The sequence below is a fragment of the Romboutsia sp. MSSM.1001216sp_RTP31141st1_G3_RTP31141_220114 genome (genome assembly GCF_039031195.1).
Lineage (GTDB): Bacteria > Bacillota > Clostridia > Peptostreptococcales > Peptostreptococcaceae > Romboutsia_C > Romboutsia_C hominis.
On the sequence record NZ_JBCIUO010000001.1, the window covers coordinates 840,610 to 857,753 of the forward strand.

Sequence of the window (17,144 nt, forward strand, 5' to 3'; positions counted from 1 at the left end):
GTATAATGAATAGTTGTATAAAATATTAATATAAGTTTTATAAATTTATATTTAGGTAAATTATGTAGAATAAAGTAGAACTACAGAGTTTAAATCCCCATTATAATTATTTTATAATAAATATAAATTAATTTAATTAAATTAAAATAAAGATATAAAAGATTAAGGAGACATATATGAATAAAGTGGAATTACTAGCACCAGCAGGTGACTTAGAAAGATTAAAAATAGCTTTTACTTATGGTGCAGATGCTGTTTATCTTGGTGGAGAAATATTTGGCATGAGATCGGCTGCTAAAAACTTTACTATAGAGCAAATGGCTGAAGGTGTAGAATTTGCACATGAAAGAGGAAAGAGAGTTTTCGTTACAGTAAATATAATACCAAGAAATGAAGAATTAGACCAACTAAAAGCATATTTATTAGAATTAGATAGAATAAATGTAGATGCAGTTATTGTAAGTGATCCTGGTATATTTACTATAGTTAAAGAAACAATACCTAACATGGAAATACACATTAGTACTCAAGCTAGTACAACTAATTCATTAGCATCAAACTTTTGGTATAAAGAAGGTGCTAAAAGAGTAGTTATGGCTAGAGAATTATCATTTAAGGAAATAAAAGAAATAAGAGACAATGCTGCTGAAGATATGGATATAGAAGCTTTTGTTCATGGAGCTATGTGTATGTCATATTCAGGAAAATGTGTTATAAGTAATTATACAACAGGAAGAGATGCAAACAGAGGTGCTTGCGCTCAACCTTGTAGATGGAAATATACTTTAGTTGATGAAGTTAATCCTGGTCAGTATGAAAAAGTTGTAGATGAAATAGATTCTTCATTTTTCTTTAATTCAAAAGATTTATGTATGATAGAATACATACCACAAATAATTGAAAGTGGTATAACAAGCTTAAAAATAGAAGGTAGAATGAAAACGGCGTATTATGTGGCTACTACTGTTAGAGCATACAGAATGGCACTTGATGAGTATTACAAAAACCCTAGTGATTGGAAATTTAATCCTATGTGGCTAGAAGAACTTAAAAAAGGAAGTCATAGAGATTATAGTACTGGATTTTTCATTGATAGACCAAGCGAAAAAGCACACAACTATGATTCGGCTTCATATATAAGAAATTATGATTTTATAGGAATAGTTAGAGATTATGAAGAAGAAACTGGCCTTTATATAGTAGAGCAAAGAAACAAAATGAATGTGTTAGATAAAATAGAAGTTATAGGTCCATTTAAAGAAACAGTTAATGCAACAATTCTTGAAATGTACAATGAAGATGGTGAAGAGATAGAATCTGCTCCACATGCAAGACAAATTGTTAAAATGAAGTTAGATGTTAAAGTAGATAAAGATTATATGTTAAGAAAACCAATTGTAAATATAAGAACAATTAAATAAAATGTAAATAAAAAGTCCTAGTATTAATTTATTAGGACTTTTTATTTACATTTTATTTGAAAAAAATATATATTAAAGATTAAAGATGAAGTATATAGCAAAATTTTGTATTAAATTATATAAAGGGAATGCAAATTATAGAGTTGAATATATATTAAAACAATATTTATTGTTCAATAAGGAGAAAAATAGTATGAAATTTATTAAAGAATCTATTGTAATATGTATACTTGTAGTTTCATTTATAATATTTATATCTTCATCAAATGAGAAAGTGAACGAAAATATTAAAATAAAAAGCTATGTTCTATCTAGTACTAAAGAAAATTTAAATAAAGAAAATGTAAGGCTCATAGAAAAAAATAGAGCCTCAAATATTACCTATAAAAGAGAAGATATTACTGTTGAAAGTGGAGTAAAAAAAGAAGAACTTGAGAATGTATTTGAGAATTATAAAGGTGCATCTACTATGATTCATCTTTCAGAGGCATTTATCGATGCCGAGGAACTTTATGGTGTAAATGCATTTACAATGGCAGCTATAGTAGCTCTTGAAAGTGGATTTGCTACATCAAGAAGAGCTGTTGAAGATAATAATTTAACTGGATTTGAAGTCTATACAGATGAATCGAAGGGAAAATTATTTTCTACTCAATATGAATCAGTCTTATATACCGCTAAGCACCTTGCTAAAAACTACCTTACAAAAGGAGCTATTTATTATGAAGGGGTATCTGTAGATGATGTACAGATACATTATTGTCCTGATGAAGGAAAAAATAAGGAGTGGGAAGTAAAGGTAGATAAATTAGCTTCTGGATTCTTAGATGTATATAAAAAACTTTACGCAAATGAATAAAAATATATCTAATGTATTAGCTTATAAGAATATATATTAATCATAAGATATTATATATATTTATAGATAGGAGGATAATTTATGCAACATGAAAAGGCTGAGTATATAGAGATAACATCTAGAGAATTAGATATATTAAAGTTTATAAATCTAGAACAATTTGATTTAAAAAAATGTTCTAAGCAATTTAATTTATCTTTAAATGAAATTTCACAACTAATATTAGATATTAGAAAAAAAGTAACAATAGCTATCATAGAAGATATTCCCATAAAAATAACTCAATGTGAGACAAAGGAAAAAGTAAATACTATTTGTAAATTTAGGTGCGCTATTTGCGGAAGTATTTATACTATAGATTATACAAATGAAGAAATAACATGTCCATTATGCTTTTCGAAAGAGGTTATGACAAATCAAGATGCTGGTTTTCTAAAATAAATTAATTTAAAGTGTAAAATCTATGTAAAATACTTTAGATTAATTATAATCATAAATAAGTATTTTACATAGAATCTATCTAATTTATTACAAATCCACCATTAGAACTTATAACTTGGCCTGTTATAAAATTTGATTTTTCACTAGCTAAAAATAAAGCTAAATTAGCTATATCCAGCGGAGTGCCTAATCTTAACAATGGAGTTTCATTTTTTAAATCCTCAATAACATCTTCATGTATACCATTTAACATATCTGTTTGTATAACTCCAGGTGCTATAGCATTAACTTGAATATTAGAAGGTCCTAATTCTTTTGCTAAAGCTTTTGTCATACCTATTAGTGCAGCTTTCGATGTAGAATATGCTACCTCATATGATGCTCCAACCATTCCCCAGATAGAAGATATATTTATTATTTTACCACTATGTTCATATAACATATATTTTACTGCAGATTTAGTAGTGTAAAAAACACTATTTAAATTTGTATTTATTATATTATTCCAATCTTCATTAGTTGTATCTGTAAACATCTTATAATCAGTTATTCCAGCATTATTTATAAGTACATCAATTCTTTCAAAAGTACCGATACAAAACTTAACCATTGCATCTGCTTCTAAAGGATTTGATATATCTGCCTTATATAAAACTACTGAATATCCTTTTGAGATTAGTTCATCGTAAAGTTCATTGGCTTCTTTTTCTGATTTATTATAATTTATTAAAACATTATATTCATTTTTAGCAAATACTTTTGCCATTTCACGACCAATACCCCTAGAGGCACCTGTTATTAAAACTGTTTTTTTATTCATATTTAGTTTTAACCTTTCTTAAGTCTATTTTAAAAGAAAAAATTTATATGATTGTAAAATCTATATAAACCTACACTTTATAATTTTTGTAATATATTATCCATTTCTTTACTTGTTAGTTTTCTCCATTTTCCAGTGGGTATTCCCTTTAGGGTTAAATCCATTATTCTCACTCTTTTTAATTTTACAACATTATACCCAAACACTTCACACATTCTACGTATTTGTCTGTTTAATCCTTGAGATAATATAATTTTAAATGTACGATCATTTATTTTACTAACATGGCATTTTTTAGTTATAACCCATTTATTATTAACAGGATTAAATATTTTAACGCCAGAACTCATTTTTTCTATAAATTTTTGATTTATATTCTTATCAACTGTAACAACATATTCTTTTTCATGATTATTTTCAGACCTTAATATTTTATTTACGATAGATCCATCATTTGTTAAAAGTATTAATCCCTCTGATGGTTTATCAAGTCTTCCAATAGGAAATATTCTTTCTGGGTAGTTTATATAATCAATTATATTACCTTTAACATGACGTTCTGTTGTACATGTTATACCAACAGGTTTATTTAATGCTATATATACATTATTCTTTTTAGGAGTAATTCTTTTTCCATTAACTTTTACAATATCATTAACCTCAACAGGCTGACCTATTTTGGCTATTTTTCCATTTATAGAAACTTTTCCTTGTTGTATTAATTTATCAGCTTCTCTCCTAGAACACATTCCAGTAGAGCTAATGTAATTGTTTAGCCTCATATCGTTCTCCTTTGTTTCTTCATCTTAAATAATACTTTTAAAGTATATTACAGTTGAATATGTTAATCAAGGTACAAATGATGACTTAAATATGTTTAATTAATATAATGATAGTCTTTATATAATACATTTTTAAAATATAGGGGGATTCTTAAAAACGAATTATATAACAATATTTAAATAATAATATATGTATAAATGGCAAAAAAACTCGAGTTTATATTTTTAACTTTCTTATAAACATACGTAAACATACGAATTATATATATTTATATATTTCGATTTGAATTTATTTTTTATAGTAACAAATTACAGAAATTTTTCATAGTATTTAGTAACACTATTAAAAACTCCCTACAATAATCTTAAGACAAGAGTTATATAGCTTTTTCAAAGATAAAACCAATAATTTAACTTAATGTAGGCTAGTTATGATAGTTAATAAAGTGACTTAGGTTTAAGTCACTTTATTTTTTTGAATTTTATTTTGGGCTAGTACATATATATAATTATATAAATATTAAGGGAGGAGAGAAGTTTTGAATAGTTTATTTATAAATATATTAACAGTTTTCTTTGTTTTAGTAATACTTATTTATAGCATTATAAATGTAATCTTAAATAAAGCTTTATATAATTATATAAATAGTGATTATATAAGTTTAAATGAGCATAACCAAAGAAGTATGAAATATAAATCTATAAAAGAGAAATATGATTTATACTTACTAGAAAATAGTCATGCTCAAGTTAATATAACTACATTTATTGAGGAAGTTTGTTCCAATTTAACATTTAAAAAAAGATATGTACTTGATAATATTAAATCGATAAAGAGCTCATCATCTAACTGTATATTGCTTGGTGTATTAGGAACATTTGTTGGACTTTCGTTAATGCTTTTAAGTATAAATACTAGCGATATAATAAATTCACTTCCTCAGACTATAAGTTCGATGCAAACTGCGTTTATAACTAGTATTTGCGGAATAGTTAGCTCTATTGTATTAAATACTATACTTTCTCGTAATGATTGTGAACAAATATTAACTATGTTTATGCTAAAATGCGAAAATTTACTAACTTCTGATGTAACTCATAATAAATCTAAAGACTTAGATAATAAAATAGAAGAGGTAAAAGATACTATAAAGCAAATTAGTAAATCAATAGAATCTATAGAGAAGTTTGATGATATATCAAAAGATTTAAATAGATTTAATAAAGAATTTATAAACAGTATAAAGACGTTAGAGAACTTACTTCTAGGATCTTCAGACTCTATAAAAGTATTTGATCAAGATATTAGAAAATTAGATAAACAATTTAATATATTGAATGTAAGATTTAATAAATTATTTGATAAATATGATGTTCAAGAGGATATAAATAAAGAAATATTATTAGATATAAAGCTTACTTCTAAAAACATAAATGAGTCTGTTGAAAATCAATATAAAATGAGAGAATTTTTAAGAAGCTTATCTGCTAACTTTGCTTTATATGAAAGAACTGCTCAAGATTTATTAGTTAAGCTTGTAGACTATGAAAAAAATATATCTAATATGCAAGGTAACATAAACAAAGAGCAAATAAACCTAGATCAAACAATAAAACATTTAGCATCTGTAATAGCAATTTCAAGTCAAGATATAGATGAAAAATTGAATATGATATTTGATTACATAGAAATTTATAAAGAAGCTGTAGCTATGGATTATATGAAAGAAGATAGATATAAGCCTGAAAATCAAGAAGAAATTTATGATATAGAAGAAAGTGATTCTAATTATAGTAAATCTAATGAGTTATTAAGAACTTCAGATGTATCAAGAAAGAAAAGACAAAATAAGTTCATATCTATAGATTCAAAAAAAAGAAATAAATTAAGTAAATCATCTTTAAATAAATTAATTGGAGATGGTAAAGATGATAAATAAGTATAGAAGAACTATTAATAAAGAATTTGAAAAGAGTAGCTTTTGGCCAACTTTTACAGATATGATAGCAACCGTATTGATGGTTATAATGCTCATACTTTTTAGTAGTGAATCTATAACAGGTTCAGTTGAAAAAGATTTAGCAAAAAATATAAATGATTCAGTTAAAAATACATTAATAAATCAAGGATTAGATGTATCAGTTGATGAAAATAACGGATTAGTAACTTTTGGTGAAAGTACTATGTTTGATATAGATAGTTATGAGTTAAAGCAAGAAGCTAAAGAGATGCTTAAAATATTTATTCCAAGGTACGTAGAAGCTCTTTATAGTGATTACGATGGTAATATATCAAAAATAGTAATAAAAGGTCATACAGATGATGTGGGGAGTTATTTGTATAATCTAGACCTATCTCAAAAAAGGGCTTATAGTGTAGCTACATTTATAGTAGGTGAGGAAATTGGAGATTATAAATATAAAGATAAGGTATTAAAGGATATCGAAGCTATAGGTAGATCTGAGGCTGAGCTTATAAAAAATACCGATGGTACTATAAATAAAGATGCATCAAGAAGAGTAGAGTTAATGTATGAGATTGATGTTGATTAACAAAAAGGTGGATATAAACCACCTTTTTATAATTTTACATATCAAAGATATCTATTAACCATTTAGAACTATGATTATCTCGGCAAAGGTATATCCAAGACTCATATGTATTATTTATATTTTTAGGAGTAGTATAATCAATTTTGTACTTAACTTTATAGATTCTAATATTGTCGATGCTTTTTTTGCTATATTTTGTGTATGATTTTAGTAAACTATTGTTTGTTTCTCGTTCTAGTGATTTTAATGTGATTTTATCTATATAATTTAATTTAGAACTTAAAAAATTAATTTCATCTTGATCTGTAATGATTTGATTTATTTTAGATATGTCTTTTTTATTAATTGAGTCAAAATATTCATTTACAACTTCTCTAGAAGTATCATTTTTTTCTATACCTTCGGACTTTATCGTTGCTAAAAAAGAAAATATAAGCATAGGTATTAAAAGTAATAATGCTAATGTTTGGTTACTCTTAGTTTTATTTTTTATGAAATCACCTCCTAAATTAACAATTCTAATTAAATAAATGCTTAAATTTAGTTATTTATTCCTGGAAAAGGTATATCTAATTATAGTATACTATCATATAAGCTAAAAATAAATTATAAGTTAAAATTTATTAATACTTGATATTTTAAGGAGGCTAAAATATGAATAACACACCAACAGCACATAATAATGCAAAGCTAGGAGATATAGCAGAGACTATATTACTTCCTGGAGATCCACTAAGAGCTAAATTTATAGCAGAAAATTTTTTAGAAGATGTAATTGAATATAATACTGTTAGAGGTATGTTTGGATATACAGGATATTATAAAGGCAGAAGAATATCTGTACAGGGAAGTGGTATGGGCATACCATCAATAGGAATTTACTCTTATGAATTAATACATTTTTATGGAGTTAAAAATCTTATAAGAATTGGCTCAGCAGGAGCAATAAATGAAAAATTAAATTTACATGATATTGTAATAGGAATGGGCGCTTGTACTGATTCAAATTTTGCATCACAATATAATTTACCAGGTTCATATGCTCCAATAGCAAGTTATAAATTACTACAAAAAGCAGTAAATATAGCTAATGATAAGGGGACTACAGTAACTGTTGGAAATATACTTTCAAGCGATGTATTTTATTCTGATACAGGACTAAGTAATTTAGAAAAATGGAAGAAGATGGGTGTGCTATGTGTAGAAATGGAAGCAGCGGGTCTTTATATGAATGCTGCTAGAGCAGGAGTTAATGCACTTACTATACTTACAATATCAGATTGTCCTTTTACTGGAGAAGAGTGTTCATCTCATGATAGACAAGTAGCATTTACGAAGATGATGGAAATTGCGTTAGAATTAGCTTAAATATTAAATTTTCAATCATAAATAAAAGATATGGCTGTAGTACCATATCTTTTATTTATTTAAAAACACTTAAATTTATTATAATACTCTAAATACACCTGTAACAATTCCTATAACCTGTACATCTCTAGATGTTAGAACTATTGGTTCCATAAAATCATTTTGAGGTATTAGTCTAATAACATCTCCATCTTTTTCAAATGTCTTTACTGTAGCATACTCATTATGAATAAGAGCTACTACTATCTCAGAGTCAACAGCAGTATTTTTTCTATCCACAATAACATAATCTCCATTTAAAATACCTGCATTAACCATACTATCACCTTTAACTTTTAAAACAAAGTTATTGCTACCTTTAACTAAGTTAGCTGGTAATGTTATGTACTCTTCTATATTTTGTTTTGCAAGTATTGGTAGTCCTGCTGTAATTTGTCCAACCAAAGGAAGATTTAACATTTCTGGAGTAGGAAAATCTGATTCGAATCCAGCTTTATCTAAAACTTCTATAGCTCTTGGTTTAGTAGCATCTCTTCTTATATACCCTAATTTCTCAAGCTTATTTAAATGTGCATGTACAGTAGAAGTTGATTTTAACCCTACAGCATCACATGTTTCCCTAACTGATGGTGGATATCCCTTTGAGGCTATCTGATCTTTTATAAATTCTAATATTAATATTTGCTTACTACTCAAATCTATATACATAAAATCTCTCCTTCCTAATCAAATATTGCATTATACTTATATTGTAGCACAATGTTTCCCTTTTCTCAAACATTCGTTCCAAAATAAAAGGTATTTACTATTTAATCTAAAGAAGCTTCTTTTTCATCATCTATCCATTCGAAATTATTTACGATATCTCTTTTAACATGTTTTTTATGTGCAGCATAAAGTTGAGTAGTAGTAACATTGTCATGATCCAATAAATTTTGCACATCATATATAGAAAAACCATTTTGGATTAGAGAAGTAGCGGCAGTAGCACGAAGTTTATGAGGGCTATAACCACTATCTCTAGATGTTTCCATAGAAATAGACGTATATTTTTTAACAAGTTGTCTGATAGCTTTTGGTGTAATTCTTTTATTTTGTAAAGATAAAAATAAAGCATCTTTGTGTTCTTCAGCCAATAATTCACTTTTTGTCCTCTCATTATAAATATAATCCTTAACAACGACTTCACAAGTATGGTTAATTGGCATCAAGACTTCTTTACCTCTTTTTCTATATATTTTAAATTCACCCCTAGAAAAGTTAAAAGAAGAAATATTTAGCTCTCTGAGCTCATTTAATCTAAGTCCATAAGTAACAAATAAAGCTAAAATAGCCTTATCACGAAGCTTAGTTTTCCTCCAATAAACTTTTTCTTTATCAGTTAATCCATAACCACTTTCAACAGAATCAAGCATTTTAGCGACTTCATCTATGTCGAGTCTTTTTATAGCATCTGGTTGAGGCTTAGGAAGTTTAATTGGATTAAAGCCATCAGTTATGTTGCTGTCTAATTGTTCATTTCTAAACATAAACTTAAATAGAGTAGAGAGAGATGATTTTTTTCTAGCAAGGGCTCTATTATTATTTTCATAAATTAAAGTTGTATCTTGGGATGTATGTTTATAGTATCTAGTACAATAATCACCTAAAAATAAGTTTACATCTCTTGCTTTTATTAAATTAAATTCTTCTAAGGTAATATCACATATTTCTTTAGCTATTGTTAGTTCTTGAGATTCAACTAAGTAATTGCAGAAAAATTTTATATCTTTTAAATATGCATGTCTAGTAGAGACAGATACAGATCCTTTTAAATAAACAAAGTAATCTTTCATAAAATTAGGCAATGATTTTTCTATTATTATACATTCTTCTATAAGATTGTTATCACGTATGACGATGTTATCTGGTTTATCTGATTTATTATGTATTTTTAATATTTTTGTATCTTTCAAAATTTACCTCCAACTATAAAATGAAAAGTTATTATAACTATAAAATATAATAACACTAGGTTTTTCGTATTTCAACTATTCCTAAAATTTAAGTATTACTTACAAATTACATTGTAAAGAGATTAAGTATAAGCATTTGAAGCTTAAAATAAAGTATATTAAATATACTTATATATTAGATGAAAAATCTTTAATATTAATGTATAAATATATCTTTAAGAAAGATAACTATAAAATGCAATATGAAAAACTATTTATAAACAAAATATATAGAAACAAAAAAAGAGTATTAGCAAATAAATATAAATTAATTAAATCTATATAAGCATAGGTACAAATTGCTAAATTTAATAAATTTATATGCATAATATTATTAATTATAATAACTATTCCCTAAATATACATTTAAAGACTAGTTAAATCTTAAAGATTTATAAATATACCACTACTTCCAATTATCAATATTAAATTTATTTTAATTTTTATTATTAATATTAATTTAATAAATCTGCATGCATAATAGATAAATTTGTTAAATGAATTTATATTAGTGTATTTTTTTATAATACAAAATAAAATATACCTATATAATTAAATTTATCATATAGGTATATTTTTTTAAATCTACAAGCATTTTCCGATTTTTCTATATTTATCATATCTTTTAGAAACTATTTCAGCTTCAGTAAGTTTTTCATAGTAATCAAGTCTATCTAATATAAATTCTTTTATTTTGTTAGCTACTAAATCCACATCTTCTTGAGCACCGTTTAATGGCTCTTTTATAACTTTATCAATTATACCAAGCGCATATAAGTCTTTACTAGTAAGTTTCATTACTTCACTAGCTTCTTTAGCTTTAGAGGAATCTTTAAATAATATGCTCGACAGTCCTTCAGGAGAAATTACCGAGTAAACTGAGTGTTCCAACATACATACATCATTTCCAATACCAATTCCGAGTGCTCCTCCACTTCCCCCTTCCCCGATTATAAAGGATATGATAGGTACTTTAAGTTTACTCATTTCAAGTAAGTTTTTTGCAATAGCTTCACTTTGACCACGTTCTTCAGCTTCTATACCACAAAATGCCCCCGGTGTATCTATAAATGTAATTATAGGTCTTTTAAATTTTTCAGCTTGTTTCATAAGCCTAAGGGCTTTTCTATATCCTTCTGGATGAGGCATCCCAAAGTTTCTTTTAATATTTTCATGAACATCATTTCCTTTTTGATGACCTATAATGGTAACCTTAAAATTATTTATATTGCCTATTCCTCCGATTATAGATGAATCATCTTTAAACAGCCTATCTCCATGAAGTTCTATAAAATTAGAGAAAATTCTATCAACGTAATCTTTTGTTGTAGGTCTTTTTATATCTCTACTTAAACAAACTTTTTCATAAGGTGATAAATTAACATTAGCTTCATCTTTTAATTTACTTAGTTTTTCTTCCAATTTTCTTATTTGATTACTTAAATCTATTTGATTAGATTTGGATATTTCAGTTAAATTATTTATATCTGCCTTTAATTTCTGTATTTTTTTATTTATCTCAATAGTATTTATATCCATTCTATTCCTCCATAGAAATATCTTAAATTAAATTTTTATATATTCAACTTAAATGTAAATATTCATTTATTTAATATTTATTTCTAAAAAATTAACGAATAAATTTTTTGTATTTATTCGCTAATTTATATCTATTTATTTAATGTAGTGAAAGTATAGTATATAATGTATCTTTTAAATATTTTCTATTAACTATCTTATCTATAAATCCATGCTCTAGTAAAAATTCAGAAGTTTGGAAATTATTAGGAAGCCTTTGATTTATAGTTTGTTCTATAACCCTCTTACCTGCAAAGCCAATTAATGTATTTGGTTCAGATAAAATTATGTCTCCAAGCATAGCAAAACTAGCACTAACACCGCCAGTTGTAGGGTGTGTTAATAAACTTATATATAATAATCCTTTTTCCTCGAGCTTAGAAATGGCCTGAGAAGTTTTAGCCATTTGCATTAATGATACCATTCCTTCTTGCATTCTAGCCCCTCCTGAGGCCGTACAAATAATTATATGAAGATCATTACTAGCTGCATATTCTATAGAATATGTTATCTTATCACCAACAATACTGCCCATACTTCCCATCATGAAATCTGGATTCATTACACATAAAACTATTTTTATTCCATTTACACTACAAGTGCCACAAATAACAGCTTCATCTTCTTTAGTTTTTTCCTTGTAATTATTAAGTTTATTTAAATAATTCGGAAATTCTAATGGATCCTGAATGTCAATTTTAAACATAAACTCTTTAAAAGTACCATTATCAGAAATTAAACTTATTCTATCTCTAGCTTTAATACTATAATGTGTTTCACATTTTGGACATATATTTAAATTATCCTCTATATCTTTTTTAAAAACATGATCATTACAACCTTCACAATATATCCAAAATTTATCATCTACACTATTCTTTTTAAATTTATTATCTAGAGAAACTGTGATATATTTAGTTTCTTTAGATGGTAAAAATTTTTTAATCATAATGATTTCTCCCTTATATAGTTGTTGCTATCTGTTTATTTCCCAGAAATTCATCTTCGATAAATTTAGTATAATGCCTATCTTCTAAGAAAGCTTCACTATTTATAAGCGATTTTTGAAAATCTATATTAGTTCTCACACCTTCTATAATTATTTCGTCTAGCGCTCTATTTATTTTTTTTATACACTCTTCTCTACTCTCTGACCAACAAATAAGCTTACCTATCATAGAATCATAAAGAGGAGGTATAGTATATCCACAGTAAACAAAGGTATCAAACCTTGTTCCAAATCCGCCAGGTATATTTAGTGATGTTATTTCACCAGGACATGGTTTAAATTCTTCTTCTGGTATTTCAGCATTTATTCTACATTCAATAGCATGTCCTTTAAATACTATCTCTTCTTGATTAAAAGGTATAGGCTTATTATCTGCAATTAATATCTGAAGTTTTATAAGATCAATTCCTGTAATCATTTCCGTAACAGGATGCTCTACTTGTATTCTTGTGTTCATTTCTATGAAATAAAAGTTTTTGTGTTTATCTACTATAAATTCTATTGTTCCTGCACCTATATAATTAGTTCCTTTTACGATATTAACAGCACTCTTATATAAATTATTCTTCTCTTCTTCACTTAAGTAGTTAGAAAGTGATTCTTCTAGTACTTTTTGATTTTTTCTTTGCATAGAGCAATCTCTTCCACCTAAATGTATCGCATTTGAAAATCTATCTCCAAATACTTGAACTTCAATGTGTCTAGGATTTTCTATGAATTTTTCCATATATAAATCACTACTTCCGAATGACGCTAAAGATTCAGAACTAGCTATATCAAAATTTGAAAACAGTTCGTCTTGCGTATAGACTATTCTCATGCCTTTCCCACCGCCACCATTAGAAGCTTTTATAATTACTGGATAACCAATTTTATTTGCTACTTCAAAAGCTTCTTCTTTGTTTTTTAGTACTCCATCAGAACCAGGAACTACCTTTATACCTAAACTAATAACAGTTTCACGAGCTCTAGATTTATCACTCATTAAAACCATTTGTTTTTTACTTGGTCCGATAAAAATAATATTATTTTCTTCACATTTTCTAGCAAATTCATGATTTTCTGATAAGAATCCAAATCCAGGATGTATAGCATCACATTCAAGTTTAAGAGCTAAATATATTATATTGTCTATATTATTATAACTTTTTGAGATATTATTAGGTCCAATACATATGGATTCATCAGCCAGATATCTATGTAAACACTCACTATCTGCTTTAGAGTATATTGCAACTGTTTTTATGTTTAGTTCTTTGCAAGTTCTAATTATTCTAACAGCTATATCTCCTCTATTAGCAACTAATATCTTTTTAATCATAATATACCTCCTTATAATGGCCTAATTTTAAATAAAGGTTGATTGTACTCTACTAATTCTTCACTTTCAACCAATATTTCTACTATTTCACCTTCTATTTCACTATTTATTTCATTCATAAGCTTCATTGCTTCTAATATACATAGCTTATCTCCTTCTTTAACTATATCGCCAATATTTACAAAACTTTTTTCATTAGGACTTGGCGATGGATAAAATGTTCCCACTAAAGGAGCTTTTACTATATATAAATTATCTTTATTTTGAGAGTTTTCATATTCGCTAATATTTTCGTGATTTATACTTTCTAATTCTATTTCTTCGCTATTTTTTAAAGTGTCTTTTTTATTTTTAATATTATTTTTTAAAGAACTATTTTTTTTTGATACTTCTAGTTTTAGTTCAGAGTTTTCTAATTTTACATATTCTAAACTTGTATTATCTATAGCCTTTAAAAGTTCTTTTATTCCATTTATTTCCATGTATTTTTACCCCCTTATATTATTACCAGGTACTAATATTATATCATAAAAAATAACTTTGTAAACAGATTTAATCTCATTTAAGTTTTTGCACTAAATTATGAATCTATATCATTTTAAATAAACAATAAAAGATACTAATTTAATAAATTAGTATCTTTTATTGTTTATTTAAGTTTTCACCGATATCTATTATTTCTTCTTTAGATAAACCTGTAATATCAACAATAAACTCTATATCAGCATTTTTCAGTAAAAGTTCTAATGCTATCTCCTTTTTTGTATTCATTAAAATTAAATCCATGTCATTACTGCTTAACAGACAATTATTTATAGTACACTCATCATCACTATCAATCTCCTTATATTCTTTAAATACATTCTCCATAAAAACATTAAATAATATAAACAAAGCAGGGATTAAAAAATATATCCTAGCTCCAATAAAACCTATAATGACATTTAATGAAATAAAGATCAGATTTAATTTATCTAAATTATTATTTAAATGTTCTTTGTTAGTGCCATATGCCTTTATTATAGATAATATAAAAGTCGTTATGCATAAAGGTAATAAGAGATAACTAGATACTATTTCAAAGAAATTCATAGTATCAAAAAACACAGAAATATTACTATATGTACATATAAATCCTTTTAAATATGCATATACACATGCCATTATTCCAAATATGGCTCCAAGGGCTTGAGTATACCAATTTATAAATCGTAAATTCATAATATCCCCCCCAGATATCTATATATAATAAATATGCTATTTATTATTTGAATATCTCTATATTATATAAATTACTTAATTAAATTATAAGCTGTAGTTAATATTTTTATATTATATAGATTATCTTGAAGTTGTATTAAATCATTAGTTAGTTTTTTAGCTTCATTAATATCTCCTATATCTATACATTTGTATATTTTTTTTAGTATAATAAGTTCATTTTCCTTTAATATATTTTCGTTATTATTATTAAGATTATGATTATATATACACATTTTAAACTCCTTTAATTAATTTAGTTATATTAATTATTATTTAATATGTTTATTTTTATACCAAATAGTATTATAATTAAATTTATGTATATTAAAAATTAGTACATAACCATTAATATCATAAGCTAATGACTAAATATACTTTATATGGAAATACTATAAAATAAATCCACTGAGTTAAGGGGAGTTTTGAATATGTTAGACACTATAGAATTTATATTAAAGATTTTATTTTTAATTTTATCTATTGTTTGGATTGGAAAAATCATGGTTTTAAGAAGCGATAAGCAAATCGTTATAAATCCACTACTTATAGGAATATCTGCAATACTTTCAGTGCTACCTCATCATTCAAATACTGAGTTACAGTCAACAAGAATTATCTTATATATACTATATTTGTTAGTTGTATGTTTGGGATTATATACTATGAGAAGAAAAAACGGAATATTTTAAAAAATAAGAGGTGATATCACCTCTTATTTTTTTTTAGCTTCACATCTAAATATTTTCATTCCATAAGACATAAATTTATCTTCATATTCTGTTGTTACATTTTCAAATTCACTATTTGCTAAGTCTAGAGATATATTTTTTAATTTCCAGTTGTTATCAGTGATTTCATTTAAACTAAATTCAAATAAATTTTCATTATCAGTTTTAAAATGTATCTCACCATCAGCATTTAAAATTTCATTATACATATTTAAAAAGTTTTTATGTGTTAGTCTTCTTTTTGCCCATCTTTTCTTTGGCCAAGGGTCACAGAAATTTATATAAATTCTAGATAGTTCTTCTTTTTCAAAATAATCTAATATATTAGCTACATTTGCCCATGCAAACAAAATATTATCTAAGTTATTTTCTATAGCCTTTTCCACAGCCTTTAATAGAACTTCTTCTTTTATTTCAAAAGCTATGTAGTTTATATTAGGGTTTTCTTTAGCTAAAGTGGTTAAGAATTTTCCTCTACCTGTACCAAATTCTACATGTATAGGATTATTATTTTCGAATCTTTTATTCCATTTTCCTTTAAATTGTTCTATGTTATCTTTTAGTACATAATTTTCATGGCTTAATAATTTTATATCTGCACCCTTTACTTTTCTTCTTCTCATAAGTTGCTCCTTGCTTTATACTTTATTATTTATTAATAATACATTAATTTTAGTAAAAAATAAAGAGTATTAGCATTTGCTAATACTCTTTTTAGATATTAATGTCCGCAACCAGAGCATCCTCCACCGCATCCATTATCATCTTTCATATTTTCAGGTATAACTTTGAAACCGTATCCTGTATCTTCTATAACTATATCTCCATACTTAGTATAGTCATCTTTACTCATTATAAAATGTAATCCATCTACATCGTATTGTAAATCGTCAGCCTTTTGCTCATCCAGAGCAATTCCAAATGATGGACCACCTCAGCCTATACCTGCAAAGTATACTCTTATATTATGAGGTCTGTCTTGATTATCTTTTAATATGTCTTTTAGC

At 26.0% G+C, this 17,144-nt stretch carries 20 protein-coding genes; 7 read left to right on the plus strand and 13 right to left on the minus strand.

Going from position 1 to position 17,144, the window contains the following annotated elements; translation table 11 throughout:
* Nucleotides 1-176: 176 nt before the first annotated feature.
* The 3 genes from ABCP60_RS04230 to ABCP60_RS04240 all read left to right on the plus strand — a co-directional run bounded on the left by ABCP60_RS04230 (nucleotide 177) and on the right by ABCP60_RS04240 (nucleotide 2,721).
* Entirely contained in the window at nucleotides 177-1,421 is a 1,245-nt protein-coding gene (locus ABCP60_RS04230) for a U32 family peptidase (protein ID WP_092925889.1), read from the plus strand.
* A 193-nt stretch (nucleotides 1,422-1,614) separates the two neighbouring features.
* Nucleotides 1,615-2,280, plus strand: coding sequence for a glucosaminidase domain-containing protein (locus tag ABCP60_RS04235; protein ID WP_176698680.1), 666 nt, complete (start codon nucleotides 1,615-1,617; stop codon nucleotides 2,278-2,280).
* A gap of 81 nt (nucleotides 2,281-2,361) precedes the next feature.
* A complete protein-coding gene (locus ABCP60_RS04240) occupies nucleotides 2,362-2,721 on the plus strand; it encodes a hypothetical protein (protein WP_092925885.1) in 360 nt (119 codons plus the stop codon).
* Between the two features lie 79 nt (nucleotides 2,722-2,800).
* Here ABCP60_RS04240 and fabG read toward each other — a convergent pair whose 3' ends face one another.
* Together fabG and rluF are read right to left on the minus strand one after the other, a co-directional pair.
* Nucleotides 2,801-3,541, minus strand: coding sequence for a 3-oxoacyl-ACP reductase FabG (gene fabG, locus ABCP60_RS04245; RefSeq protein WP_092925883.1), 741 nt, complete (start codon nucleotides 3,539-3,541; stop codon nucleotides 2,801-2,803).
* Nucleotides 3,542-3,618: 77 nt separating this feature from the next.
* Entirely contained in the window at nucleotides 3,619-4,323 is a 705-nt protein-coding gene (gene rluF / locus ABCP60_RS04250; RefSeq protein ID WP_092925881.1) for a 23S rRNA pseudouridine(2604) synthase RluF, read from the minus strand.
* Between the two features lie 539 nt (nucleotides 4,324-4,862).
* On the opposite strand from rluF, the gene ABCP60_RS04255 reads away from it, so the two are divergent.
* Both ABCP60_RS04255 and ABCP60_RS04260 read left to right on the plus strand, forming a co-directional pair.
* A complete protein-coding gene (locus ABCP60_RS04255) occupies nucleotides 4,863-6,263 on the plus strand; it encodes a MotA/TolQ/ExbB proton channel family protein (RefSeq protein WP_343101318.1) in 1,401 nt (466 codons plus the stop codon).
* Nucleotides 6,253-6,876 (plus strand): OmpA family protein, encoded by a 624-nt coding sequence (locus tag ABCP60_RS04260; RefSeq protein ID WP_343101319.1) that lies wholly within the window; start codon nucleotides 6,253-6,255, stop codon nucleotides 6,874-6,876. Before ABCP60_RS04255 ends, ABCP60_RS04260 begins: the two co-directional genes overlap by 11 nt.
* Nucleotides 6,877-6,910: 34 nt before the next feature.
* Here ABCP60_RS04260 and ABCP60_RS04265 read toward each other — a convergent pair whose 3' ends face one another.
* Nucleotides 6,911-7,315 carry a DUF4829 domain-containing protein gene (locus tag ABCP60_RS04265; RefSeq protein ID WP_195938851.1) on the minus strand — a complete coding sequence of 135 codons (405 nt, stop codon included), beginning with the start codon at nucleotides 7,313-7,315 and terminating at the stop codon, nucleotides 6,911-6,913.
* A gap of 215 nt (nucleotides 7,316-7,530) precedes the next feature.
* Here ABCP60_RS04265 and deoD point away from each other — a divergent pair, with 215 nt between their 5' ends.
* The gene (gene deoD / locus ABCP60_RS04270) at nucleotides 7,531-8,244 is read left to right on the plus strand and encodes a purine-nucleoside phosphorylase (RefSeq protein WP_195938853.1); all 714 of its coding nucleotides are present in this window, start codon (nucleotides 7,531-7,533) and stop codon (nucleotides 8,242-8,244) included.
* Nucleotides 8,245-8,322: 78 nt separating this feature from the next.
* Here the strand turns inward: deoD and lexA are convergent, their stop codons facing one another.
* The 8 genes from lexA to ABCP60_RS04310 all read right to left on the minus strand — a co-directional run bounded on the left by lexA (nucleotide 8,323) and on the right by ABCP60_RS04310 (nucleotide 15,642).
* Nucleotides 8,323-8,952, minus strand: coding sequence for a transcriptional repressor LexA (gene lexA, locus ABCP60_RS04275; RefSeq protein WP_092925871.1), 630 nt, complete (start codon nucleotides 8,950-8,952; stop codon nucleotides 8,323-8,325).
* A gap of 101 nt (nucleotides 8,953-9,053) precedes the next feature.
* A complete protein-coding gene (locus ABCP60_RS04280) occupies nucleotides 9,054-10,199 on the minus strand; it encodes a tyrosine-type recombinase/integrase (protein ID WP_343101320.1) in 1,146 nt (381 codons plus the stop codon).
* A 624-nt stretch (nucleotides 10,200-10,823) separates the two neighbouring features.
* The gene (locus tag ABCP60_RS04285; protein WP_343101321.1) at nucleotides 10,824-11,777 is read right to left on the minus strand and encodes an acetyl-CoA carboxylase carboxyltransferase subunit alpha; all 954 of its coding nucleotides are present in this window, start codon (nucleotides 11,775-11,777) and stop codon (nucleotides 10,824-10,826) included.
* A 139-nt stretch (nucleotides 11,778-11,916) separates the two neighbouring features.
* The gene (gene accD / locus ABCP60_RS04290; RefSeq protein WP_092925863.1) at nucleotides 11,917-12,765 is read right to left on the minus strand and encodes an acetyl-CoA carboxylase, carboxyltransferase subunit beta; all 849 of its coding nucleotides are present in this window, start codon (nucleotides 12,763-12,765) and stop codon (nucleotides 11,917-11,919) included.
* A 13-nt stretch (nucleotides 12,766-12,778) separates the two neighbouring features.
* The gene (gene accC, locus ABCP60_RS04295) at nucleotides 12,779-14,146 is read right to left on the minus strand and encodes an acetyl-CoA carboxylase biotin carboxylase subunit (protein ID WP_343101322.1); all 1,368 of its coding nucleotides are present in this window, start codon (nucleotides 14,144-14,146) and stop codon (nucleotides 12,779-12,781) included.
* Nucleotides 14,147-14,157: 11 nt separating this feature from the next.
* On the minus strand, nucleotides 14,158-14,628 hold the full coding sequence (gene accB / locus ABCP60_RS04300; RefSeq protein WP_343101323.1) for an acetyl-CoA carboxylase biotin carboxyl carrier protein: 471 nt from the start codon (nucleotides 14,626-14,628) through the stop codon (nucleotides 14,158-14,160).
* 160 nt (nucleotides 14,629-14,788) lie between these two features.
* The gene (locus tag ABCP60_RS04305) at nucleotides 14,789-15,367 is read right to left on the minus strand and encodes a hypothetical protein (RefSeq protein ID WP_343101324.1); all 579 of its coding nucleotides are present in this window, start codon (nucleotides 15,365-15,367) and stop codon (nucleotides 14,789-14,791) included.
* Nucleotides 15,368-15,438: 71 nt separating this feature from the next.
* The gene (locus ABCP60_RS04310) at nucleotides 15,439-15,642 is read right to left on the minus strand and encodes a hypothetical protein (RefSeq protein WP_092925855.1); all 204 of its coding nucleotides are present in this window, start codon (nucleotides 15,640-15,642) and stop codon (nucleotides 15,439-15,441) included.
* 195 nt (nucleotides 15,643-15,837) lie between these two features.
* On the opposite strand from ABCP60_RS04310, the gene ABCP60_RS04315 reads away from it, so the two are divergent.
* Nucleotides 15,838-16,098, plus strand: a complete 261-nt coding sequence (locus ABCP60_RS04315; RefSeq protein ID WP_092925853.1) for a hypothetical protein — start codon at nucleotides 15,838-15,840, stop codon at nucleotides 16,096-16,098.
* Nucleotides 16,099-16,121: 23 nt separating this feature from the next.
* On the opposite strand, the gene trmB is transcribed toward ABCP60_RS04315, so the two are convergent.
* A complete protein-coding gene (gene trmB, locus ABCP60_RS04320; protein ID WP_343101325.1) occupies nucleotides 16,122-16,760 on the minus strand; it encodes a tRNA (guanosine(46)-N7)-methyltransferase TrmB in 639 nt (212 codons plus the stop codon).
* Between the two features lie 98 nt (nucleotides 16,761-16,858).
* Nucleotides 16,859-16,990 (minus strand): hypothetical protein, encoded by a 132-nt coding sequence (locus tag ABCP60_RS04325; protein WP_271892928.1) that lies wholly within the window; start codon nucleotides 16,988-16,990, stop codon nucleotides 16,859-16,861.
* Between the last annotated feature and the right edge of the window lie 154 nt (nucleotides 16,991-17,144).

Excerpts from the sequence above, each read along its gene's own strand:
- fabG (WP_092925883.1), bottom strand. The coding sequence starts at position 3,541 with ATGAATAAAAAAACAGTTTTAATAACAGGTGCCTCTAGGGGTATTGGT.
- rluF (WP_092925881.1), bottom strand. The coding sequence starts at position 4,323 with ATGAGGCTAAACAATTACATTAGCTCTACTGGAATGTGTTCTAGGAGA.
- ABCP60_RS04240 (WP_092925885.1), top strand. The coding sequence starts at position 2,362 with ATGCAACATGAAAAGGCTGAGTATATAGAGATAACATCTAGAGAATTA.
- ABCP60_RS04260 (WP_343101319.1), top strand. The coding sequence starts at position 6,253 with ATGATAAATAAGTATAGAAGAACTATTAATAAAGAATTTGAAAAGAGT.
- deoD (WP_195938853.1), top strand. The coding sequence starts at position 7,531 with ATGAATAACACACCAACAGCACATAATAATGCAAAGCTAGGAGATATA.
- accD (WP_092925863.1), bottom strand. The coding sequence starts at position 12,765 with ATGATTAAAAAATTTTTACCATCTAAAGAAACTAAATATATCACAGTT.
- ABCP60_RS04310 (WP_092925855.1), bottom strand. The coding sequence starts at position 15,642 with ATGTGTATATATAATCATAATCTTAATAATAATAACGAAAATATATTA.
- accC (WP_343101322.1), bottom strand. The coding sequence starts at position 14,146 with ATGATTAAAAAGATATTAGTTGCTAATAGAGGAGATATAGCTGTTAGA.
- lexA (WP_092925871.1), bottom strand. The coding sequence starts at position 8,952 with ATGTATATAGATTTGAGTAGTAAGCAAATATTAATATTAGAATTTATA.
- ABCP60_RS04325 (WP_271892928.1), bottom strand. The coding sequence starts at position 16,990 with ATGAGTAAAGATGACTATACTAAGTATGGAGATATAGTTATAGAAGAT.
- ABCP60_RS04285 (WP_343101321.1), bottom strand. The coding sequence starts at position 11,777 with ATGGATATAAATACTATTGAGATAAATAAAAAAATACAGAAATTAAAG.
- ABCP60_RS04265 (WP_195938851.1), bottom strand. The coding sequence starts at position 7,315 with ATGCTTATATTTTCTTTTTTAGCAACGATAAAGTCCGAAGGTATAGAA.
- ABCP60_RS04235 (WP_176698680.1), top strand. The coding sequence starts at position 1,615 with ATGAAATTTATTAAAGAATCTATTGTAATATGTATACTTGTAGTTTCA.
- ABCP60_RS04230 (WP_092925889.1), top strand. The coding sequence starts at position 177 with ATGAATAAAGTGGAATTACTAGCACCAGCAGGTGACTTAGAAAGATTA.
- ABCP60_RS04315 (WP_092925853.1), top strand. The coding sequence starts at position 15,838 with ATGTTAGACACTATAGAATTTATATTAAAGATTTTATTTTTAATTTTA.
- ABCP60_RS04305 (WP_343101324.1), bottom strand. The coding sequence starts at position 15,367 with ATGAATTTACGATTTATAAATTGGTATACTCAAGCCCTTGGAGCCATA.
- accB (WP_343101323.1), bottom strand. The coding sequence starts at position 14,628 with ATGGAAATAAATGGAATAAAAGAACTTTTAAAGGCTATAGATAATACA.
- trmB (WP_343101325.1), bottom strand. The coding sequence starts at position 16,760 with ATGAGAAGAAGAAAAGTAAAGGGTGCAGATATAAAATTATTAAGCCAT.